This is a genomic window from Dechloromonas hankyongensis (assembly GCF_022012295.1).
Lineage (GTDB): Bacteria > Pseudomonadota > Gammaproteobacteria > Burkholderiales > Rhodocyclaceae > Azonexus > Azonexus hankyongensis.
Window position 1 is genome coordinate 438,811 of the sequence record NZ_JAKLTN010000001.1, and the last position, 16,068, is coordinate 454,878.

Annotated in this window: 13 protein-coding genes; 7 read left to right on the forward strand and 6 right to left on the reverse strand. The window is 60.1% G+C overall.

Annotation, left to right across the window (positions count from 1 at the left end; all coding sequences use genetic code 11):
- Positions 1-27: 27 nt before the first annotated feature.
- A complete protein-coding gene (locus LZ012_RS02200; protein WP_275707098.1) occupies positions 28-1,674 on the reverse strand; it encodes a B12-binding domain-containing radical SAM protein in 1,647 nt (548 codons plus the stop codon).
- Positions 1,675-1,915: 241 nt separating this feature from the next.
- On the opposite strand from LZ012_RS02200, the gene LZ012_RS02205 reads away from it, so the two are divergent.
- Positions 1,916-2,530, forward strand: coding sequence for a DUF2726 domain-containing protein (locus LZ012_RS02205; RefSeq protein WP_275707100.1), 615 nt, complete (start codon positions 1,916-1,918; stop codon positions 2,528-2,530).
- A 259-nt stretch (positions 2,531-2,789) separates the two neighbouring features.
- Here LZ012_RS02205 and mnmE read toward each other — a convergent pair whose 3' ends face one another.
- From mnmE to rpmH, 5 genes are read right to left on the reverse strand one after another with little or no spacing between them, the layout of a single operon-like run.
- Positions 2,790-4,148: a tRNA uridine-5-carboxymethylaminomethyl(34) synthesis GTPase MnmE gene (gene mnmE / locus LZ012_RS02210; RefSeq protein WP_275707102.1), complete on the reverse strand. Its 1,359-nt coding sequence runs from the start codon at positions 4,146-4,148 to the stop codon at positions 2,790-2,792.
- 3 nt (positions 4,149-4,151) lie between these two features.
- Positions 4,152-5,795 (reverse strand): membrane protein insertase YidC, encoded by a 1,644-nt coding sequence (yidC, locus tag LZ012_RS02215; RefSeq protein ID WP_275707104.1) that lies wholly within the window; start codon positions 5,793-5,795, stop codon positions 4,152-4,154.
- Positions 5,796-5,821: 26 nt separating this feature from the next.
- A complete protein-coding gene (gene yidD, locus LZ012_RS02220; RefSeq protein WP_275707107.1) occupies positions 5,822-6,031 on the reverse strand; it encodes a membrane protein insertion efficiency factor YidD in 210 nt (69 codons plus the stop codon).
- Positions 6,031-6,468 (reverse strand): ribonuclease P protein component, encoded by a 438-nt coding sequence (gene rnpA / locus LZ012_RS02225; RefSeq protein ID WP_275707109.1) that lies wholly within the window; start codon positions 6,466-6,468, stop codon positions 6,031-6,033. Before rnpA ends, yidD begins: the two co-directional genes overlap by 1 nt.
- Positions 6,416-6,550, reverse strand: coding sequence for a 50S ribosomal protein L34 (gene rpmH / locus LZ012_RS02230; protein WP_027457001.1), 135 nt, complete (start codon positions 6,548-6,550; stop codon positions 6,416-6,418). The genes rnpA and rpmH overlap by 53 nt, the downstream gene beginning before the upstream one ends.
- Positions 6,551-6,785: 235 nt before the next feature.
- Between rpmH and dnaA the strand changes: the two genes are divergently transcribed.
- From dnaA to dtd, 6 genes are all read left to right on the forward strand, one after another.
- On the forward strand, positions 6,786-8,186 hold the full coding sequence (gene dnaA / locus LZ012_RS02235; RefSeq protein ID WP_275707111.1) for a chromosomal replication initiator protein DnaA: 1,401 nt from the start codon (positions 6,786-6,788) through the stop codon (positions 8,184-8,186).
- Positions 8,187-8,395: 209 nt separating this feature from the next.
- A complete protein-coding gene (gene dnaN / locus LZ012_RS02240; protein WP_275707114.1) occupies positions 8,396-9,502 on the forward strand; it encodes a DNA polymerase III subunit beta in 1,107 nt (368 codons plus the stop codon).
- Positions 9,503-9,576: 74 nt separating this feature from the next.
- Positions 9,577-12,054, forward strand: coding sequence for a DNA topoisomerase (ATP-hydrolyzing) subunit B (gene gyrB, locus LZ012_RS02245; RefSeq protein ID WP_275707116.1), 2,478 nt, complete (start codon positions 9,577-9,579; stop codon positions 12,052-12,054).
- Positions 12,055-12,924: 870 nt separating this feature from the next.
- Positions 12,925-13,314, forward strand: coding sequence for a ChaB family protein (locus LZ012_RS02250; RefSeq protein WP_275707118.1), 390 nt, complete (start codon positions 12,925-12,927; stop codon positions 13,312-13,314).
- Between the two features lie 231 nt (positions 13,315-13,545).
- Positions 13,546-15,522, forward strand: coding sequence for a sigma-54-dependent Fis family transcriptional regulator (locus LZ012_RS02255; protein WP_275707120.1), 1,977 nt, complete (start codon positions 13,546-13,548; stop codon positions 15,520-15,522).
- Between the two features lie 100 nt (positions 15,523-15,622).
- A complete protein-coding gene (dtd, locus tag LZ012_RS02260) occupies positions 15,623-16,063 on the forward strand; it encodes a D-aminoacyl-tRNA deacylase (protein WP_338033131.1) in 441 nt (146 codons plus the stop codon).
- Positions 16,064-16,068 lie beyond the last annotated feature (5 nt).

Here is a 16,068-nt window from a genome sequence, read left to right on the forward strand (position 1 = left end):
CTACTTCCCGCTACGAAAGACCGGCGATTATACCGCCGCCTGAACGGCCGGCGGCGTGCAGCACGCCGAAGCTTCGTATACGACTGGAATAATCTGCTTGGCCGCTTCGCGGCGGGTCAATTTGATCGGCGACATCGAAACGATATTGTCGATCTGCAGGTCGGTCGACAACATCGGCTTGAGGCCGACCGGCTGGCGCGGATGCAGCTTGAATTCGCGCTTGGCCTTTTCCAACTGTTCCTTGTTCGAACTGAAGTAACGGGCGGCAGCGATGGTTTCCGGCAGGTGCTTGAGCACGTGCCACAGGCTCCAGCGGTGCTGCCACAGGCGTTTGGCGAAGCGGCGGCGATAGCCCTTGCTGTCGTAGAAGCGTTTGACGTGCCAGTTGTACAGCGCGTCCATTTCTTCCCGCGTCTCAAAGCCTTCCGGCTTATAGACGAAATTCAGGCAATTCATCAGGCGCCAGTCCTCGACGAAGTCGCCGGTCGGATCGTTGACGCATTCCTCCCAGATCGGCGCGCCGTGCAGGGGGCTGAACTTGGTCATGTTCATTTCGTCGAGCCCCAGCGACAGAATGAAATCGCTGGTCGTGCGCACCGTTTCTGGCGTCTCGCCCGGCATGCCGAAAATGAACAGTCCCTTGGCGCGCAGACCGGCGGCGTGGATCTGGTGCACCGTCTCGCGCACGGCCTCCAGTGTGACCCCGGCCTTGTGGCGCTCCATCATGTCGGGATCGGCCGATTCGATGCCGATCGACACCATCAGCGCTCCGGCCTTCTTCAGCTTGGCCAACATCTCGTCCGAGGTATGGCCAGCGCGGATGGCGCAATTGAACTGCATGCCGAGAGGGTTCGCAATCAGCAGTTCGCACAGATCCATGACGCGCTGTTTCTTGGCGGTGAACAAATCGTCGTACATGTTGATGTGCCAGACGCCGAACTTGTCGCGCAGGTACTTCATGTGATCGTAGATGTACTGCGGCGAATTGGTCTTGTACTGACGCTCGAACACCGTGCGGTCGCAGAACGAGCAGGTGTAGGGACAGCCGCGCGACGTGATCATCGTCGCGCCATGCTTCTTGGCGTAGGCGAACAGCGGCAGATGGTAATCGTGCGGAAAACCGGCCAATTTCTCGTAGGCCGGGAAGGGCAGTTCGTCGAGGTCGAGAATGCGGTCGCGGCGCGGATTGACGATGATGCGGCCGGTTTCGTTGCGCCAGATCAGATTACCGATGCCGGCCATCGGCTTGCCGTCGGCCAGTTCGAGCATGGCGCCTTCGCCTTCGCCCATGACCAGACAGTCAATTTCCGGAAATTTTTCCAGAATAGGCGCCCCGAGCGACGAGACATGCACGTTACCGAAGACGATTTTGACCTCAGGCCGGCGCTCGCGGATATAGGCGGCAATTTCGAAGGCGTCCATGAAACCGGAGGTTGTGGCCGAAAAACCCACCATTTCCGGATTCGTGGCCAATACGATCTCGGCATTTTCGGCGGTCGTTGGCGGCGCATAGGGACCCAGGCAATCATGCAGTTGCACACTATGGCCAAACTTCTCCAGCCACGACGCCAACTGCATGATGCCAATGGGCGGCATCCGATTGGCCAGCACGGAAAAATCCGGCTGTCCCGGCACGAAATTAAAACCAGCAGGATGGACAAGCGTGACGCGCATGAATCTTCCCCAGACGAAGTGCCGAATTTTATTAGAAATATTGCCCTTCGCTCCGGTTCAATAAAGCTTTATCGCCAGGCGTCGATCAGCGGCTCGGGACATCGATCCGAGCTATCTGAACCATGGAAGCCGGCCATTCCTGCCGACAGCCGGCAAAAAACGGTAACTCCCTAATATTCGTCATATTTTCCCGGTATTTTTATGCCATCATAATGGCTCGATAACCCACGCCATCGCTGTAATGGACCTATTGATTGTCGCCATCCTCCTTGCCACTGCCATCCTCGCTTTCGTACTGGTGCGCGGTCGCGACCGGTATACGCCGGGCGGCAAGGGCGGCCAGTCACTGATGCCGCCCATGGCCCGTAGCCGAACCCAGAAATGGGCGCAATCGACCATCGAGACGGAGCCCAAGACCCGCTTTGTCGAAAGCGCCAAGCGCAAGCAATACCGCCTGCTCAACGATGCCGAGCAAATCCTTTTTCATCGCCTGTGCGAGGCCATGCCCAATATGCGGGTATTTGCCCAAGTCGGTGTGGCGCAACTGGCCCAACTCAGAGGGCGTCAGGAAGCCCGTCGTTTGAAGCAAATGCTTGGCCGTGGCGTGGACTTCGTGATTTGTGGCGCTGATTTTGCCATCGTGGCAGCCATCGAACTGGCCTGGCCCACCGATGAAGGAAGCGAAAATTCACCCGAAGAGCAAAAGCGCCAAGCATTGCAAAGCCTGGGCATTCCACTGATCGTCTATCGCCCCAACGATTTGCCTGACGCCGATACGCTGAGCAGGGAAGTCGCCAGTGCCATCGTTCGGCGCAATCGGCTGGAAGCCGACCATGGCCAGGCAGTCTGCAGCTGAAAGACTTTTCAGGGCTATGCACAGTTCTATATAAAAACTGTGTACACAGTTACTACTGAGAATACCTTAGCAACAACTCTGTGTATAACTTATGTTTTGTATTTAAATTCAATTAATTAAAATGCAATTTTGGCGTCCGATATCCTTCTGGATAGCCTGTGGATGAAATCTGGACAGTTTCGGGGTTTTTGAAAAAACCGGACTTCCCCACATTGCGCCGACAGTTTGTACACAGGTTTATCGACAAGCAGTCGACCGGCTATTTTCCTATACAGAAACGGCTGAAAATGACGCCGAGCAGGTCGTCGGCGGTAAATTCACCGGTGATTTCGCCCAGTGCCTGCTGCGCCAGGCGGAGCTCTTCGGCAAACAGTTCGAGTGCCGGAACAAATCCTTCGACGACGCTGCGGGCGGCCGCCACATGCTCCTGAGCGAGCGCCAGCGCCCGCAAATGGCGCTCGCGGGCAATGAAAACGTCTTCCGCCTGATGCCAGCCGGCGATTCGCAACAGTTCCTGGCGGAGCAGGTCCATGCCCTGATTGGCCTTGGCCGACAAGGAAATGGCTACGCCGTCGCTTTCGTCGTGGCGTTCGGCGGCGCGCCCGGCCAGATCAATCTTGTTGTAGATGGTGATGCGCTGCAGCGTTTCCGGCAGCCGTGACAGGATTTCCCGGTCGGCATCGCTGACGCCGGTTCGAGCGTCGACCAACAAAAGAACGACATCAGAACGTTCGATTTCCTTCCAGCTACGTTCGATACCGATTTTCTCTACTTCATCGTCCGTTTCGCGCAGGCCGGCGGTGTCAATGATGTGCAGCGGGATACCCTCGATCTGGATGGTCGAGCGCAGGGCGTCGCGCGTGGTGCCGGCAATCGGCGTCACGATGGCCAGATCGTCGCCAGCTAGGCGATTGAGCAACGAAGACTTGCCGACATTAGGCTGGCCGGCCAGCACGACGTGGAGGCCGGATTGCAGCAATTTGCCCTGGCCGGCGCGGTCGAAGATTTCGGCCAGTTTCAGTTGCAAGCGTTCGAGGCGACCGAAGGCATTGGCGGCTTGCAGGAAATCGATGTCTTCCTCGGGAAAATCCAGCGTCGCTTCGACCAGCATGCGCAGGTTAATCAGCTCGTCGTTCAGTTCGCCGATGGCCCGCGAAAACTCGCCCTGCAGCGAACGCACGGCAGAACGGGCGGCGCTCGCCGTGGCGGCGTCGATCAGGTCGGCGACGGCCTCGGCCTGGGCAAGGTCCATCTTGCCGTTGAGGAAGGCGCGGCGGCTGAATTCGCCGGGTTCGGCCAGCCGGGCGCCGAGATCGAGGCAGCGGGCGAGCAGCATCTTCATGACTACCGGGCCGCCGTGGCCCTGCAGTTCGAGGACATCTTCGCCGGTGAAGGACTGCGGATTCGGAAAATAGATCAGCAGGCCGCTGTCGATGGTGCTGCCGTCGGCGGCCTTGAAGTCAGCCAGCGTCGCGTAGCGCGGCTTGGGCGTCTTTCCGGTCAATGCAAAAGCAAAGGGCAGCAAATTGCTGCCCGAGATGCGGATCACACCGACACCACCACGGCCGGGGGCCGTGGCGATGGCGGCGATGGTGCCTTCGCGTTTTACAACACTCACACCTTAGGCTTTCGCATCGTTGGCGGCCTTGCCGCCGGCATCGATCATGCGCGTGATCTGCCATTGCTGGGCGATGGACAGCACGTTGTTGACCACCCAGTAGAGGACCAGACCGGCCGGGAACCAGAAGAACATCACACCGAAGATCAGCGGCATCATCATCATGACCTTGGCCTGGATCGGGTCCGGCGGGGTCGGGTTCAGCTTGGTCTGCACGAACATCGAGATCATCATGATGACCGGCAGGATGAAGTAGGGGTCGGCCGAGGCGAGGTCGGTAATCCAGCCCAGCCACGGTGCGCCGCGCATTTCGACGGCGCCGAGCAGCACCCAGTACAGCGCGATGAAGACCGGAATCTGGATCAGGATGGGCAGGCAGCCGCCGAGCGGATTGACCTTCTCGGTCTGGTACAGCTTCATCATTTCCTGGTTCAGGCGCTGCTTGTCGTCGCCGAAACGCTCCTTCAGCTGGGCCAGACGCGGCGTCAGTACCTTCATCTTGGCCATCGACTTGTAGGAAGCGGCGGACAGCGGGAAGAACGCGGCCTTGATCGCGATGGTCAGGACGATGATGGCCCAGCCCCAGTTGCCGACCACCTTGTGGATCGCTTCCAGCGCCCAGAAGATCGGCGAGGCGACGACTGTCAGCCAGCCGTAGTCGACCACTAGGTCGAGGCCGGGGGCGACCTGCTTGAGGGTAGCCTGTTCCTGCGGACCGGCGTACAGGGCGACGGAAGTTTCACCCTTGGCGCCCGGCGCGATTTCGGCAACCGGCACGATCACGCCGGCCTGGAAGATATTGCCGCCGTCCAACTTGCGCATGTAGAACTCGCGCTGGGTCTTATCCTTCGGCACCAGGGCAGCGACAAAGTAGTGCTGGACCATGGCCAGCCAGCCGTTGTCGGCCGTCTTGGCAAATTTTGCCTTGTTGTCGGCGATGTGGCCGAAATCGACCTTCTGGTACTTGTCGGCTTCGGTATAGACGGCCGGACCGGTGAAGGTCGACACCATCTTGCTTTCGCCGGCCGGCGCCACGTCGTCACGCTGCAGCTGGACATAGGCGTGCGGCGCGATGGCCTTGTCGCTGGCGTTGGCGATTTCCCAGCTGATATCGATCAGGTAGGAGCCGCGCTTGAAAGTCAGGATCTTGGCAACCTTGACGCCGTTCTGCTCGGCTTCGAGGCGAACCTTCAGCTCGTTGCTGCCTTCGGCCAGTTCCGTCGGACCGGCAACGTGCTTGAAAGTCGTGCGGTGGGTGGGCAGGCCTTCGCCGATCAGGCCGGCCTGGGCCAGGTAATGATGCTTGGCATCGAAGAGGACGAAATTCTTGTCCTTCTGATCCTGTTCCTTGTATTTCAGCAGTTCAAGGCTGACCAGATCGCCACCTTGCGTCGAAATGCTGGCCTTCAGCAGGTCAGTGCTGACCGTGAAGGTTTCGGCGGTCGGCGCCGGAGCGGCAGCAGTCGGTGCCACCGGAGCGGTCTTGCCCTGCAATCCGGCCGACGGCGTCGGTGCGCCACCGGCGGTCTGGCTGGTAGCCGCGGCTTCCACAGCGGGCTTCGGCTGGTTATGTTTCTGCCAGTTTTCCCACAGCATGAAGCTGGAGAACGTGAAGATCAAAACCAGGATCAGGCGTCGAGTGTCCATGAACGGCCTACGAAAAAATTCTAGAGTCAGGGTACAGGATCATACCCGCCAGGATGCCAGGGATGGCAGCGGCAAAGGCGCTTGACGCCCAGCCAGCCGCCTTTGCAGGCACCATACTTCTGTACTGCTTCGACGGCATATTCCGAACAACTGGGAAAATACCGGCATCGACGCCCGAGATAAGGACTGATCGCATATTGATAGATGCGGACCAGACCCACCAGCAGGCGTTTCATCATTCTTCCCGTTTCGGCCGGGGCCGTTGCAGCTTGTCGAACAGGGCGACGATATCTTCGGCAATTTGCTTGCCATCGAGCGGCAGCGGCTTGACGGCCAGCCGGACGACCAGATCCATCGCCGGCAGGGTAGGTCGGCGCAAGCGGAACTGTTCGCGCACGATGCGCTTGAGCCGGTTGCGATCAACCGCATGCTTGAGCAGCTTCTTGCCGACGACCAGACCCAGCCTTGCTTCGGTCATGCCTTCGGGCCGCGGCTGATAGTGCAACATCAGCAACTTGCCACGAATCGCCCTCCTGAAACCAAAAACGGATGAAAATTCATCCGTTTTGGTTAAACGATAGCGTCTGGCGAAGCTTTGATTCACCTCGCCGTATTCCGGCTTAAACAGCCAGACGCTTGCGGCCCTTGGCGCGGCGAGCGGCGAGAACGGCACGGCCGCCCTTGGTGCGCGAACGGACCAGGAAGCCATGGGTGCGCTTGCGGCGCACGACCGACGGTTGATACGTGCGTTTCATGTCGTAATCCCTTGATGTGCTAAGAAAAACACGCGATTAGACTCTGTAAGGTGGGGTTCTGTCAAGATCAATTATTTTGTAAAGCTGTGGATAACTTTTTGGTTGGCAGGTAAAATTGCCGATTCGTCAGCGGCTGACCGGCTTTTGACGAATTCAAAAAACAGCATTTAAATCAGATATCTAATAACCGCCATCGAATAGTTGTTCGAATGCGCGGGGAGGAGTGTTTTCGTCGATGGCCGGTTTTTGGGAATCCTGTTTGCAACGCTTCGAGCAGGAATTGCCCGCGCAGCAATTCAATACCTGGATCAGGCCGCTGCGGCTTGAAGGTGAAACCACGGCTCTGGAAAATGGCTTGCGCCTGATCGCGCCCAACGGTTTCATCCTGAAATGGGTACGCGACCGTTACCTATCGCGCATCGAGGATTACAGCCGCGCCTTTTTCTCCGGACCCGTCACCATCGCCCTGGTCATCGGTGCCGGCAAAGTGGCCCCAACGCGGGTCGAGGCCAGCGTCGAGCCGGCTGAAAACGCTCCGGCCAAACCGACTGCGAGCGGACCGGTCGAACGCAAAGGCAGCGCCCAGGAAAAACCGGGTGCCCGCAAGAACAATTACGAAAAGTCGCGCCTGTTCCCGACCTTCACCTTCGACAACCTGGTCGTCGGCAAGGCCAACGACCTGGCCCGGGCGGCGGCCGTACAGGTCGCCCACAATCCGGGCGGCGCCTACAACCCGCTATTCATCTATGGCGGCGCCGGCCTAGGCAAGACCCACCTGATCCACGCCATCGGCAATACCATCCTGGCGGAAAACCCGGAAAAGGTCGTCCGTTACGTGCACGCCGAGGACTATTACTCCGACGTTGTCCGCGCCTACCAGCAGAAGTCCTTCGACACCTTCAAGCGCATGTACCGCTCGCTTGATGTGCTGCTACTCGACGACGTGCAGTTCTTCAACGGCAAGAACCGTTCGCAGGAAGAGTTCTTCTTCCTGTTCAACGCGCTGATCGAAGCGCGTAAGCAGATCATCATCACCTGCGACACCTATCCGAAGGACATCAACGGTCTGGACGACCGCCTGGTCACCCGTTTCGACTGGGGCTTGACCGTACAGATCGAGCCGCCGGAACTGGAAATGCGCGTCGCCATCCTGAAAAAGAAGGCCGAGGCGGAAGGCATCCAGCTAGACGACGAAGTCGCTTTCTTTATTGCCAAGCATCTGCGCTCCAACGTGCGGGAACTGGAAGGGGCCCTGAAGAAGGTGCTGGCCTATTCGTCCTTCCATGGCCGCGCCATTGCGTTGGACCTGGCCAAGGAGGCGTTGAAAGATGTCATCGGCTCGGTGCGCAATGTCGGCATCGACAATATCCAGAAGACCGTCGCCGACTATTACAAGATCAAGGTTGCCGATCTGTTCTCCAAGAAGCGGACGCGGGCCATCGCCCGACCGCGTCAGGCAGCCATGTGGCTGTGTCGCGAAGTGACTTCGCACAGCTTCCCGGAAATTGGCGATGCCTTCGGCGGCCGCGACCACACGACGGTCATCCATGCGGTGAAGACCATCGACAGCCTGCGCATCAAGGAAAACGAGTTGAACCACGATCTGCACGTATTGCTGCAAGTATTGAAAGGGTGAGGCTGTCGATAATCCTGTGAACAAGTTGTCGGTGCTTTGTGAGTTATCTGGTGAAACCTCCTTTGTGGGAAAATTATCCGGATTTCATCCACAGGCAATCCAGAGACTTTCGCAGATAGCCAAATCGATTTCAATGCGTTGAAACAAAATATAAATTTTCAGTTATCCACAGAATTGTTCCCGATATAGTCTATAAAGGAATTTAATTTATGGTTCTTATTAAAACCCAAAGAGACACGCTTCTTGCCCCGCTGCAGTCTGTGTCGGGAATTGTCGAACGCCGTCATACGCTGCCCATCCTGTCCAACGTCCTGTTGGAAAAGAAGGGCGATCGCCTGACGCTGCTGGCCACCGATATCGAAATCCAGATCACCACCGCTACCGAAGGCGCCGGCGGTGACGGCGACGGCGCGGTGACGGTCGGCGCTCGCAAACTGCAGGAAATCCTGCGCTCGCTGCCGGATACCACCGAAGTCAGCCTGGTCCTTGAAGACAAGCGCCTGCAAGTGCGCGGCGGCAAGAGCCGTTTCAGCCTGCAGACCCTGCCGGCCGACGACTTCCCGCGCATGACGGTCAACGAGGGCGATACCAAGCAGTTCTCGATTTCGCAGAAGGCTTTCCGCCAGTTGATCGGCAAGACCCAGTATTCGATGGCTGCGCAGGACGTTCGCTACTACCTGAACGGTCTGCTGCTGCTGGTCGAAGGCACGGAACTGCGCGCCGTCGCCACCGACGGTCACCGTCTGGCCTTTGCCAGCGTCGGGATCGAAACCGAACTGCCGCGTCAGGAAATGATCTTGCCGCGCAAGACCGTGCTTGAACTGAACCGCCTGCTGGTCGATACCGACGATGCGCTGAACATCACCCTGACCCCGAACCAGGTGCGCTTCGCCTTCGGCGCCATCGTCCTGGTCTCCAAGCTGATCGACGGCAAGTTCCCGGACTACGAGCGCGTCGTGCCGGCCACCCTGAAGAACCACATGAAGGTTGGCCGCCAGACGCTGATGCAGGCCATGCAGCGCGCCGCCATCCTGACCAACGAGAAATTCCGCGGTGTCCGCGTCGTGCTCGGCGACAACAGCCTGAAGCTGATTGCCGCCAACGCCGAGCAGGAAGAAGCGCAGGAAGAAATCGAAGTCGATTACAACGGCGACGCCATCGACGTCGGTTTCAACGTTGGCTACCTGCTCGACGTGCTGAACAACGTCCATGCCGATGAAGTCCAGTGGAGTTTCAACGACGCCAATTCGAGTGCGCTGATTACCTTGCCCGGTAACGACCGCTTCAAGTACGTCGTGATGCCGATGCGCATCTGATTTTCCAGCAGCACCCTCAAGAAGGTCTGTCCAGCCGGGCAGACCTTTTGCAGTTTCACGTGGAACCAAAAACAATGAGTGAAGAAAACGTCCCGCAAAGCGCAGCGCCAGCCTACGGCGAATCCAGCATTCAGATCCTCGAAGGTCTGGAGGCCGTGCGCAAGCGTCCCGGCATGTACATCGGCGATACGTCCGACGGTACCGGCCTGCACCACCTGGTTTTCGAAGTCGTCGACAATTCCATCGACGAAGCACTGGCCGGGCATTGCGACGACATCATCGTCACCATTCACACCGACAACTCGATTTCCGTCATCGACAACGGCCGCGGCATCCCGACCGGCGTCAAGATGGACGACAAGCACGAGCCGAAGCGCTCGGCTGCTGAGATCGCGCTGACCGAGCTGCACGCCGGCGGCAAGTTCAACCAGAACTCCTACAAGGTGTCCGGCGGTCTGCATGGCGTCGGCGTGTCCTGCGTCAATGCGCTGTCCAAGTTCCTGCGCCTGACCATCCGTCGCGACGGCAAGAAGCACTTCATGGAATTCTGCCGTGGCGCGCCGGTGGACCGCACCATCGAAACCCGCGACGGCTTCGAGATTTCGCCGCTGAAGATCATCGGCGATACCGAAAAGCGCGGCACCGAAGTGCACTTCCTGGCCGATGAGGAAATCTTCGGCCATGTCGAATTCCACTACGAAATCCTCGCCAAGCGCCTGCGCGAACTGTCCTTCCTGAACAACGGCGTCAGCATCAAGCTGGTTGACCAGCGTACTGGCAAGGAAGAACTGTTCGCCTTCGCCGGCGGCGTGCAGAGCTTCGTCGAATACATCAACCGCACCAAGAGCGTGCTGCACCCGAAAATTTTCTACTCGACCGGCGAAGCCAAGGTTGGCGGCGACGGTGCCACCATTGGCGTCGAAGTGGCGATGCAGTGGAACGACTCCTACCAGGAACAGGTGCTCTGCTTCACCAACAACATCCCGCAGTCGGATGGCGGCACCCACCTGACCGGCCTGCGCGCCGCGATGACCCGGGTCATCAACAAGTACATCGACGAAAACGAGATCGCCAAGAAGGCTAAGGTCGAGATTTCCGGCGACGACATGCGCGAAGGCCTGGCCTGCGTGCTGTCGATCAAGATGCCGGACCCCAAGTTCGCCTCGCAGACCAAGATGAAGCTGGTTTCCTCGGAAGCCCGCCCGGCTGTCGAAGAGGTCGTGGCCCAGAAGCTCGCCGATTTCCTGCTGGAAAATCCGATCGACGCCAAGACTATCTGCGGCAAGATCGTCGAAGCCTCGCGCGCTCGCGAAGCCGCCCGCCGTGCCCGTGAAATGACCCGGCGCAAGGGCGTCCTCGACGGTATCGGCCTGCCCGGCAAACTGGCCGACTGCCAGGAAAAAGACCCGGCGCTGTGCGAAATCTACATCGTTGAGGGTGACTCCGCCGGCGGCTCCGCCAAGCAGGGCCGCGACCGCAAGTTCCAGGCGATCCTGCCGCTGCGCGGCAAGGTGCTGAACGTCGAGAAGGCGCGCTTCGACAAGCTGATTTCCTCCGAGCAGATCGTCACGCTGATCACCGCGCTCGGCACCGGCATCGGCAAGGACGACTTCAACGTCGACAAGCTGCGCTACCACCGCATCATCATCATGACCGACGCGGACGTCGACGGCGCGCACATCCGCACCCTGCTACTGACGCTGCTCTATCGCCAGATGCCCGAACTGATCGACCGTGGCTACGTCTACATCGCCCAGCCGCCGCTGTACAAGGTCAAGCATGGCAAGACCGAGCGCTACCTGAAGGACGACCAGGAATACCACCAGTTTCTGCTCAACATGGCCCTCGACGAAGCCGTCCTGACGCCGCGTGCCGGCGCCGACGGCATCACTGGCCCGGCCCTCGAAAACCTGGCCCGCTCCTGGCTGGCCACCGAGGCTGTCATCGAGCGCATCTCGCACCTGATCAACCCGGAAGTCCTACAGTCCATCGTTCGCCACAATCTGGCCATCGACCTGTCATCCGAAGAAAAGGCCCGCGCCAGCGCCGACCTGCTCGGTAACTGGATTCCGGCCGGTACCCGCATCGTGCCGAAGTTCGACGACATCCAGGAACGCTGGATCCTGCGTGTCGAACGCATGCACCACGGCAACCTGAAGGTCGGTCTGATCGACGAAGACCTGCTGCTGTCCGGCGATTTCATGCAACTGCGCCGGATGGCCGAAACCCTGGCCGACCTGTTCGGCCAAGGCGCCGTGATGGCTCGTGGAGAAAAGAAACAGCTTGTCACCAACTTCGGCGACGCCATGAAGTGGCTGCTCAACGAAGTCGAACGCGGCATCGCCAAGCAGCGCTACAAAGGTCTGGGCGAAATGAACCCCGAACAGCTGTGGGAAACGACCATGGACCCGAAGGTGCGCCGTCTGCTGCGCGTACAGATCGACGACGCCATCGCTGCCGACGAAATCTTCACCACGCTGATGGGTGAAAATGTCGAACCGCGCCGCGATTTCATTGAAACGAATGCGCTGAATGCGCGAATCGACATCTAACAGTCGTGTCGGATGGCACAGAATGTGAAAACTGTGCCAAGTTAGTGAAATACTGCTGACATTGATAATGAAAAGGCTCCGGAAGGAGCCTTTTCATTTCGTTGGACCATAAGTCGACCGTTGCTGCTCTTGTTCTGTGGCCATGAATTGAAAGTCAATTTCACGCCCGGTGATAAACGCGATATTCCTCGCTTTAGAGGCTCAGCATTCCGGAACGATGTGGGCAAATTGCCTAATTCTGGCAATAACCGCCTTAAAAATACATCGGCACAACCTGTGCGGCTTTAATTCAGCTACCTGATAGGCGTATCTCCGCCAAACCGCCCAGTATTTCCGTCAGTGCCGGGCCTCTTTTCGCCAGAGCCCTGACCGGCACCATTCGGCGTTGTCGGGCTAGCAGGTTCCGCTGAACCGCCGGGTTTCTCTTTCGAGGTATCCCCACCCAAATCGGTTGCCCCGGGCGGGACAGGTGCGGTGCCGGGCGGGGTTCGGGGAATGTAGCCAGGTGGGCAGGGGTTGCCGGGGGGAGTGTCGGCGGTGGGGATACCCGGTACGCAGAGTCCGGCACCGAAAGTCTGGGCTTGCTGCCGGGTTTTGGGCGTGTCGCCGCGCAGATTCTCGTCGCCGATTGCGGTCAATGGGCCAGCGATTAGGATGGCTGTGGCGGCTAGGGTGGTCATTTTCGGTTTCATTGGATTCCTCCGGATAGCGGTGAGCGTTGCTTTGACCTGGCAGCAATTGCCGGGACGTCGAAGAAATGCAGCAAACGGTGTTCCGGGAATCCGGCTTGCTTGCGTGGCGGGCAGCCTTTTACGCGGCACCCGGCGGTATGACGGGCGTTGTGTTCCATTGCCAGTCGAGGAGACGATCATGCCCAGGAAGCAGGTACAGATACCGGAAACCCTCCGTCGCTCGCCGGAGAAGGCGCAGCGAACCTATGCGAAGGTGAAGGAAAATGCCGAGAAGCAGTACGGCGCAGGGGAAAAAGCGGCGCGGACGGCTATCGCGGCGGTCAAGCACGGCTTCGAAAAGGTCGGCGACCATTGGGAGGCAAAGGATGAGCCGGGGCCGTCGGACCCGCGGTCCAAGCTGACGACGGCCGAGAAAAGAGCGGGCAAGGGGAAAACCTTCGGCGGCGTCGATGTCGAGGGGAACAGCAAGCGCGAACTGCTCGAACGCGCAAGGGCATTGCACATCTCCGGCCGCTCGCGGATGAGCAAGGAAGAACTGGCCAGCGCAATCAGCAAGAAACAAGGCTAGAAACGAGACTGGAAATAGAACCGGAAAGGGGTCGATTGGCGGCGTGCCGCGTTCGCCTGTTCGGCCGGTAATTTCTACAAAAACAATACACTCCCGCAACCTGTTGATGGCCTTACTAATCCTGCCGCCCAAGGTCTATACTTTCCGTTGCAGGTGGCTTGGTGTATCGGCAAAAGGCAAGTTCTGAAGCAAGAAAATAACAAGAAAAATCAGGGCAGCAGGAGACAGAGAGTGCAACATACATTGACGGCCGGACAACACGGCCAGCAATTGCAGCAAGCAAGGCAATTGTTCTTTGATCGCGGCGAAGTACCTGAAGGTTTGGTTCCGACGACCATCCTGCGTTCCTGGCAACGCTGCCGCCATCTCGGCCTGTCCGAGAAACGCTTTTTCGAGACCATCGACTGCCTCGGCCGCAAGGCGCTGCAGGCCGAGCGCGAGCGTAACGAGTTGTTGTTGAACCATGGCCGGATGATCATGAGCCGCGTCTATGCACAGTTGCGCGACACCAGCAGCATGGTGGTCCTCGCCGATGCCGGAGGCCTGTTGCTCGACACCATGGGCGACGCCGATTTTGCCGGACGGGCTGGCCGCATCGCGCTGTCGGCGGGGGCTTCGTGGGAGGAGGGGCGGTGCGGGACGAACGCGATCGGCACTGCGCTGGCCGAAGAGTCAGAACTCCAGGTGCTGGGGGCCGAGCATTTCTTCGAGCACAACCACTTCCTGGCCGGCTGCGCCGGCCCGATTTTCGGCCCGGACGGCAAGCTGCTCGGCCTGTTCAGCATTTCCGGCGACTATCGCGGCATGGAGCGCCATACGCTGGGCCTGGCCAGCCTGTCGGCGGCGATGGTCGAAAGGCGCCTGTTCGAATCGATCCATGCCCGCGAGCTGCTGGTCTGCTTCCGCCGCTGCAGCGATGGACCGGGATGTTTCGACGAAGGCCTGGCGGCGGTGTCCGGCGATGGCCAGATCCTGGCGATCAACCGGGCCGGCCTGGAAATTCTCGGTGTCCGCCGCGTCGATGTGGTGCGCCGGCCTTTTTCGATGGTTTTCGAAAGCAGCCTGTCGGCCGTCATTGATCGCCTGCGCACCAATCCGCTGGCCAGCGAGAAATTGGAGGCCAACGGCCGGCGGCTGGAAGTCCGGCTGCGCGGGCAATTGCCGCCGCTGCGCCCGGCGGCCGGAAACGCTGGTCCGGCCCCCCGCCGCGCTTCCCCCGTACCGGTCACCTTTGATAGCCTGAGCACCGGCGATCTGCGCCTGCAAGCGGCGATCGACCGCGCCCGCCGCCTAGTGGACCGCGACATTCCCATCCTGATCCAGGGCGAATCCGGTGCCGGCAAGGAATTGTTCGCCCAGGCCTTCCACCAGGCCGGTTCGCGCTGCCAGGCGCCGTTCGTCGCGCTGAACTGCGCATCGATCCCGGAAACGCTGATCGAGGCTGAACTGTTCGGCTACGAAGGTGGCGCCTATACCGGCGCCCGCAAGGAGGGGGCGCCGGGCAAGATTCAGCAGGCGCATGGCGGTACGCTGTTCCTCGACGAAATCGGCGACATGCCGCTGCATCTGCAGACGCGGCTGCTGCGCGTGCTGCAGGAGCGTTGCGTGACGCCGCTGGGCAGCACGCGTTCCATCCAGGTCGATATCTCGCTGGTCTGCGCCACGCACCGCAAGCTGCGCGACGAAGTGGCGCGCGGCGCCTTCCGCGAGGATCTCTATTACCGGTTGAACGGCCTGACCGTGACGCTGCCGCCGTTGCGTGAGCGCAGCGACATCCGCCAGATCGTCGCCAAGCTGGCGGCGGTCGAGAGCGCCGGCCGGGCGCCGGTCGATTTCTCGGCACGGGCGCTGCTGGCCATCGAACGCTATGCATGGCCGGGCAATTTCCGCCAGCTCATCAACGTGATCCGGCTGGCCGTCGCGCTGCTCGACGACGGCGAAACGCTGATCACCGAAGCCCATTTGCCCGAAGAACTGTTCGAAACGCCGTCAGGCGGGGAGAACGAGGGTCCTTGGGCGCCGGCGGCGCCGGAATGCGTCTACAGCCTCGACGAAATCGGCCGTGAAGTGACCCGGCGCACACTTGAAGCGGCCGGCGGCAACGTTTCGGCCGCCGCGCGCCTGTTGGGCATCAGCCGCAACACGCTGTACCGCAAGCTGGGCAAGGCTGGAGGGCACCACGGCGCGCCGGACGCGGCCAAGGACTGAAGGGCGCGGCCGGGCTGGACGCCCGGCGCCCCAGCCGCTACGCTGCGCGCTTCCGGTTTGCGGCAGACAAGGTGGCGAAGGGATTGCGATGAGAGTGGTGGTGCAACGCGTGCGTGCGGCGTCGGTGGCGGTCGACGGCAAAATTTGCGGCGAAATTGGGGCCGGTCTGCTTGTCCTGGCTGGTTTCGAAGAAGCCGACGGCGACAGTGATCTCGACTGGACGGCCGGCAAGATCGTCCGCACGCGGATTTTCGCCGACGATAACGGCACGATGAATCGCAGCGTGCTGGAGGCGGGCGGCGACATTCTGGCCGTTTCCCAATTCACGCTCTATGCCTCGGTCAAAAAGGGCAACCGCCCGTCGTGGAGCCGGGCAGCGCGCGGTGAGGTCTCCCGGCCGCTGTTCGAGCGCTTTGTCGCAAAACTGGCGGCCGAATTGGGCAAGCCGGTTCCGACCGGCGTGTTCGGCGCTGATATGCAGGTCCAGCTGGTCAACGACGGGCCGGTGACCCTGAGCATTGATTCGCGCGAACCAGAGTAGGCGTT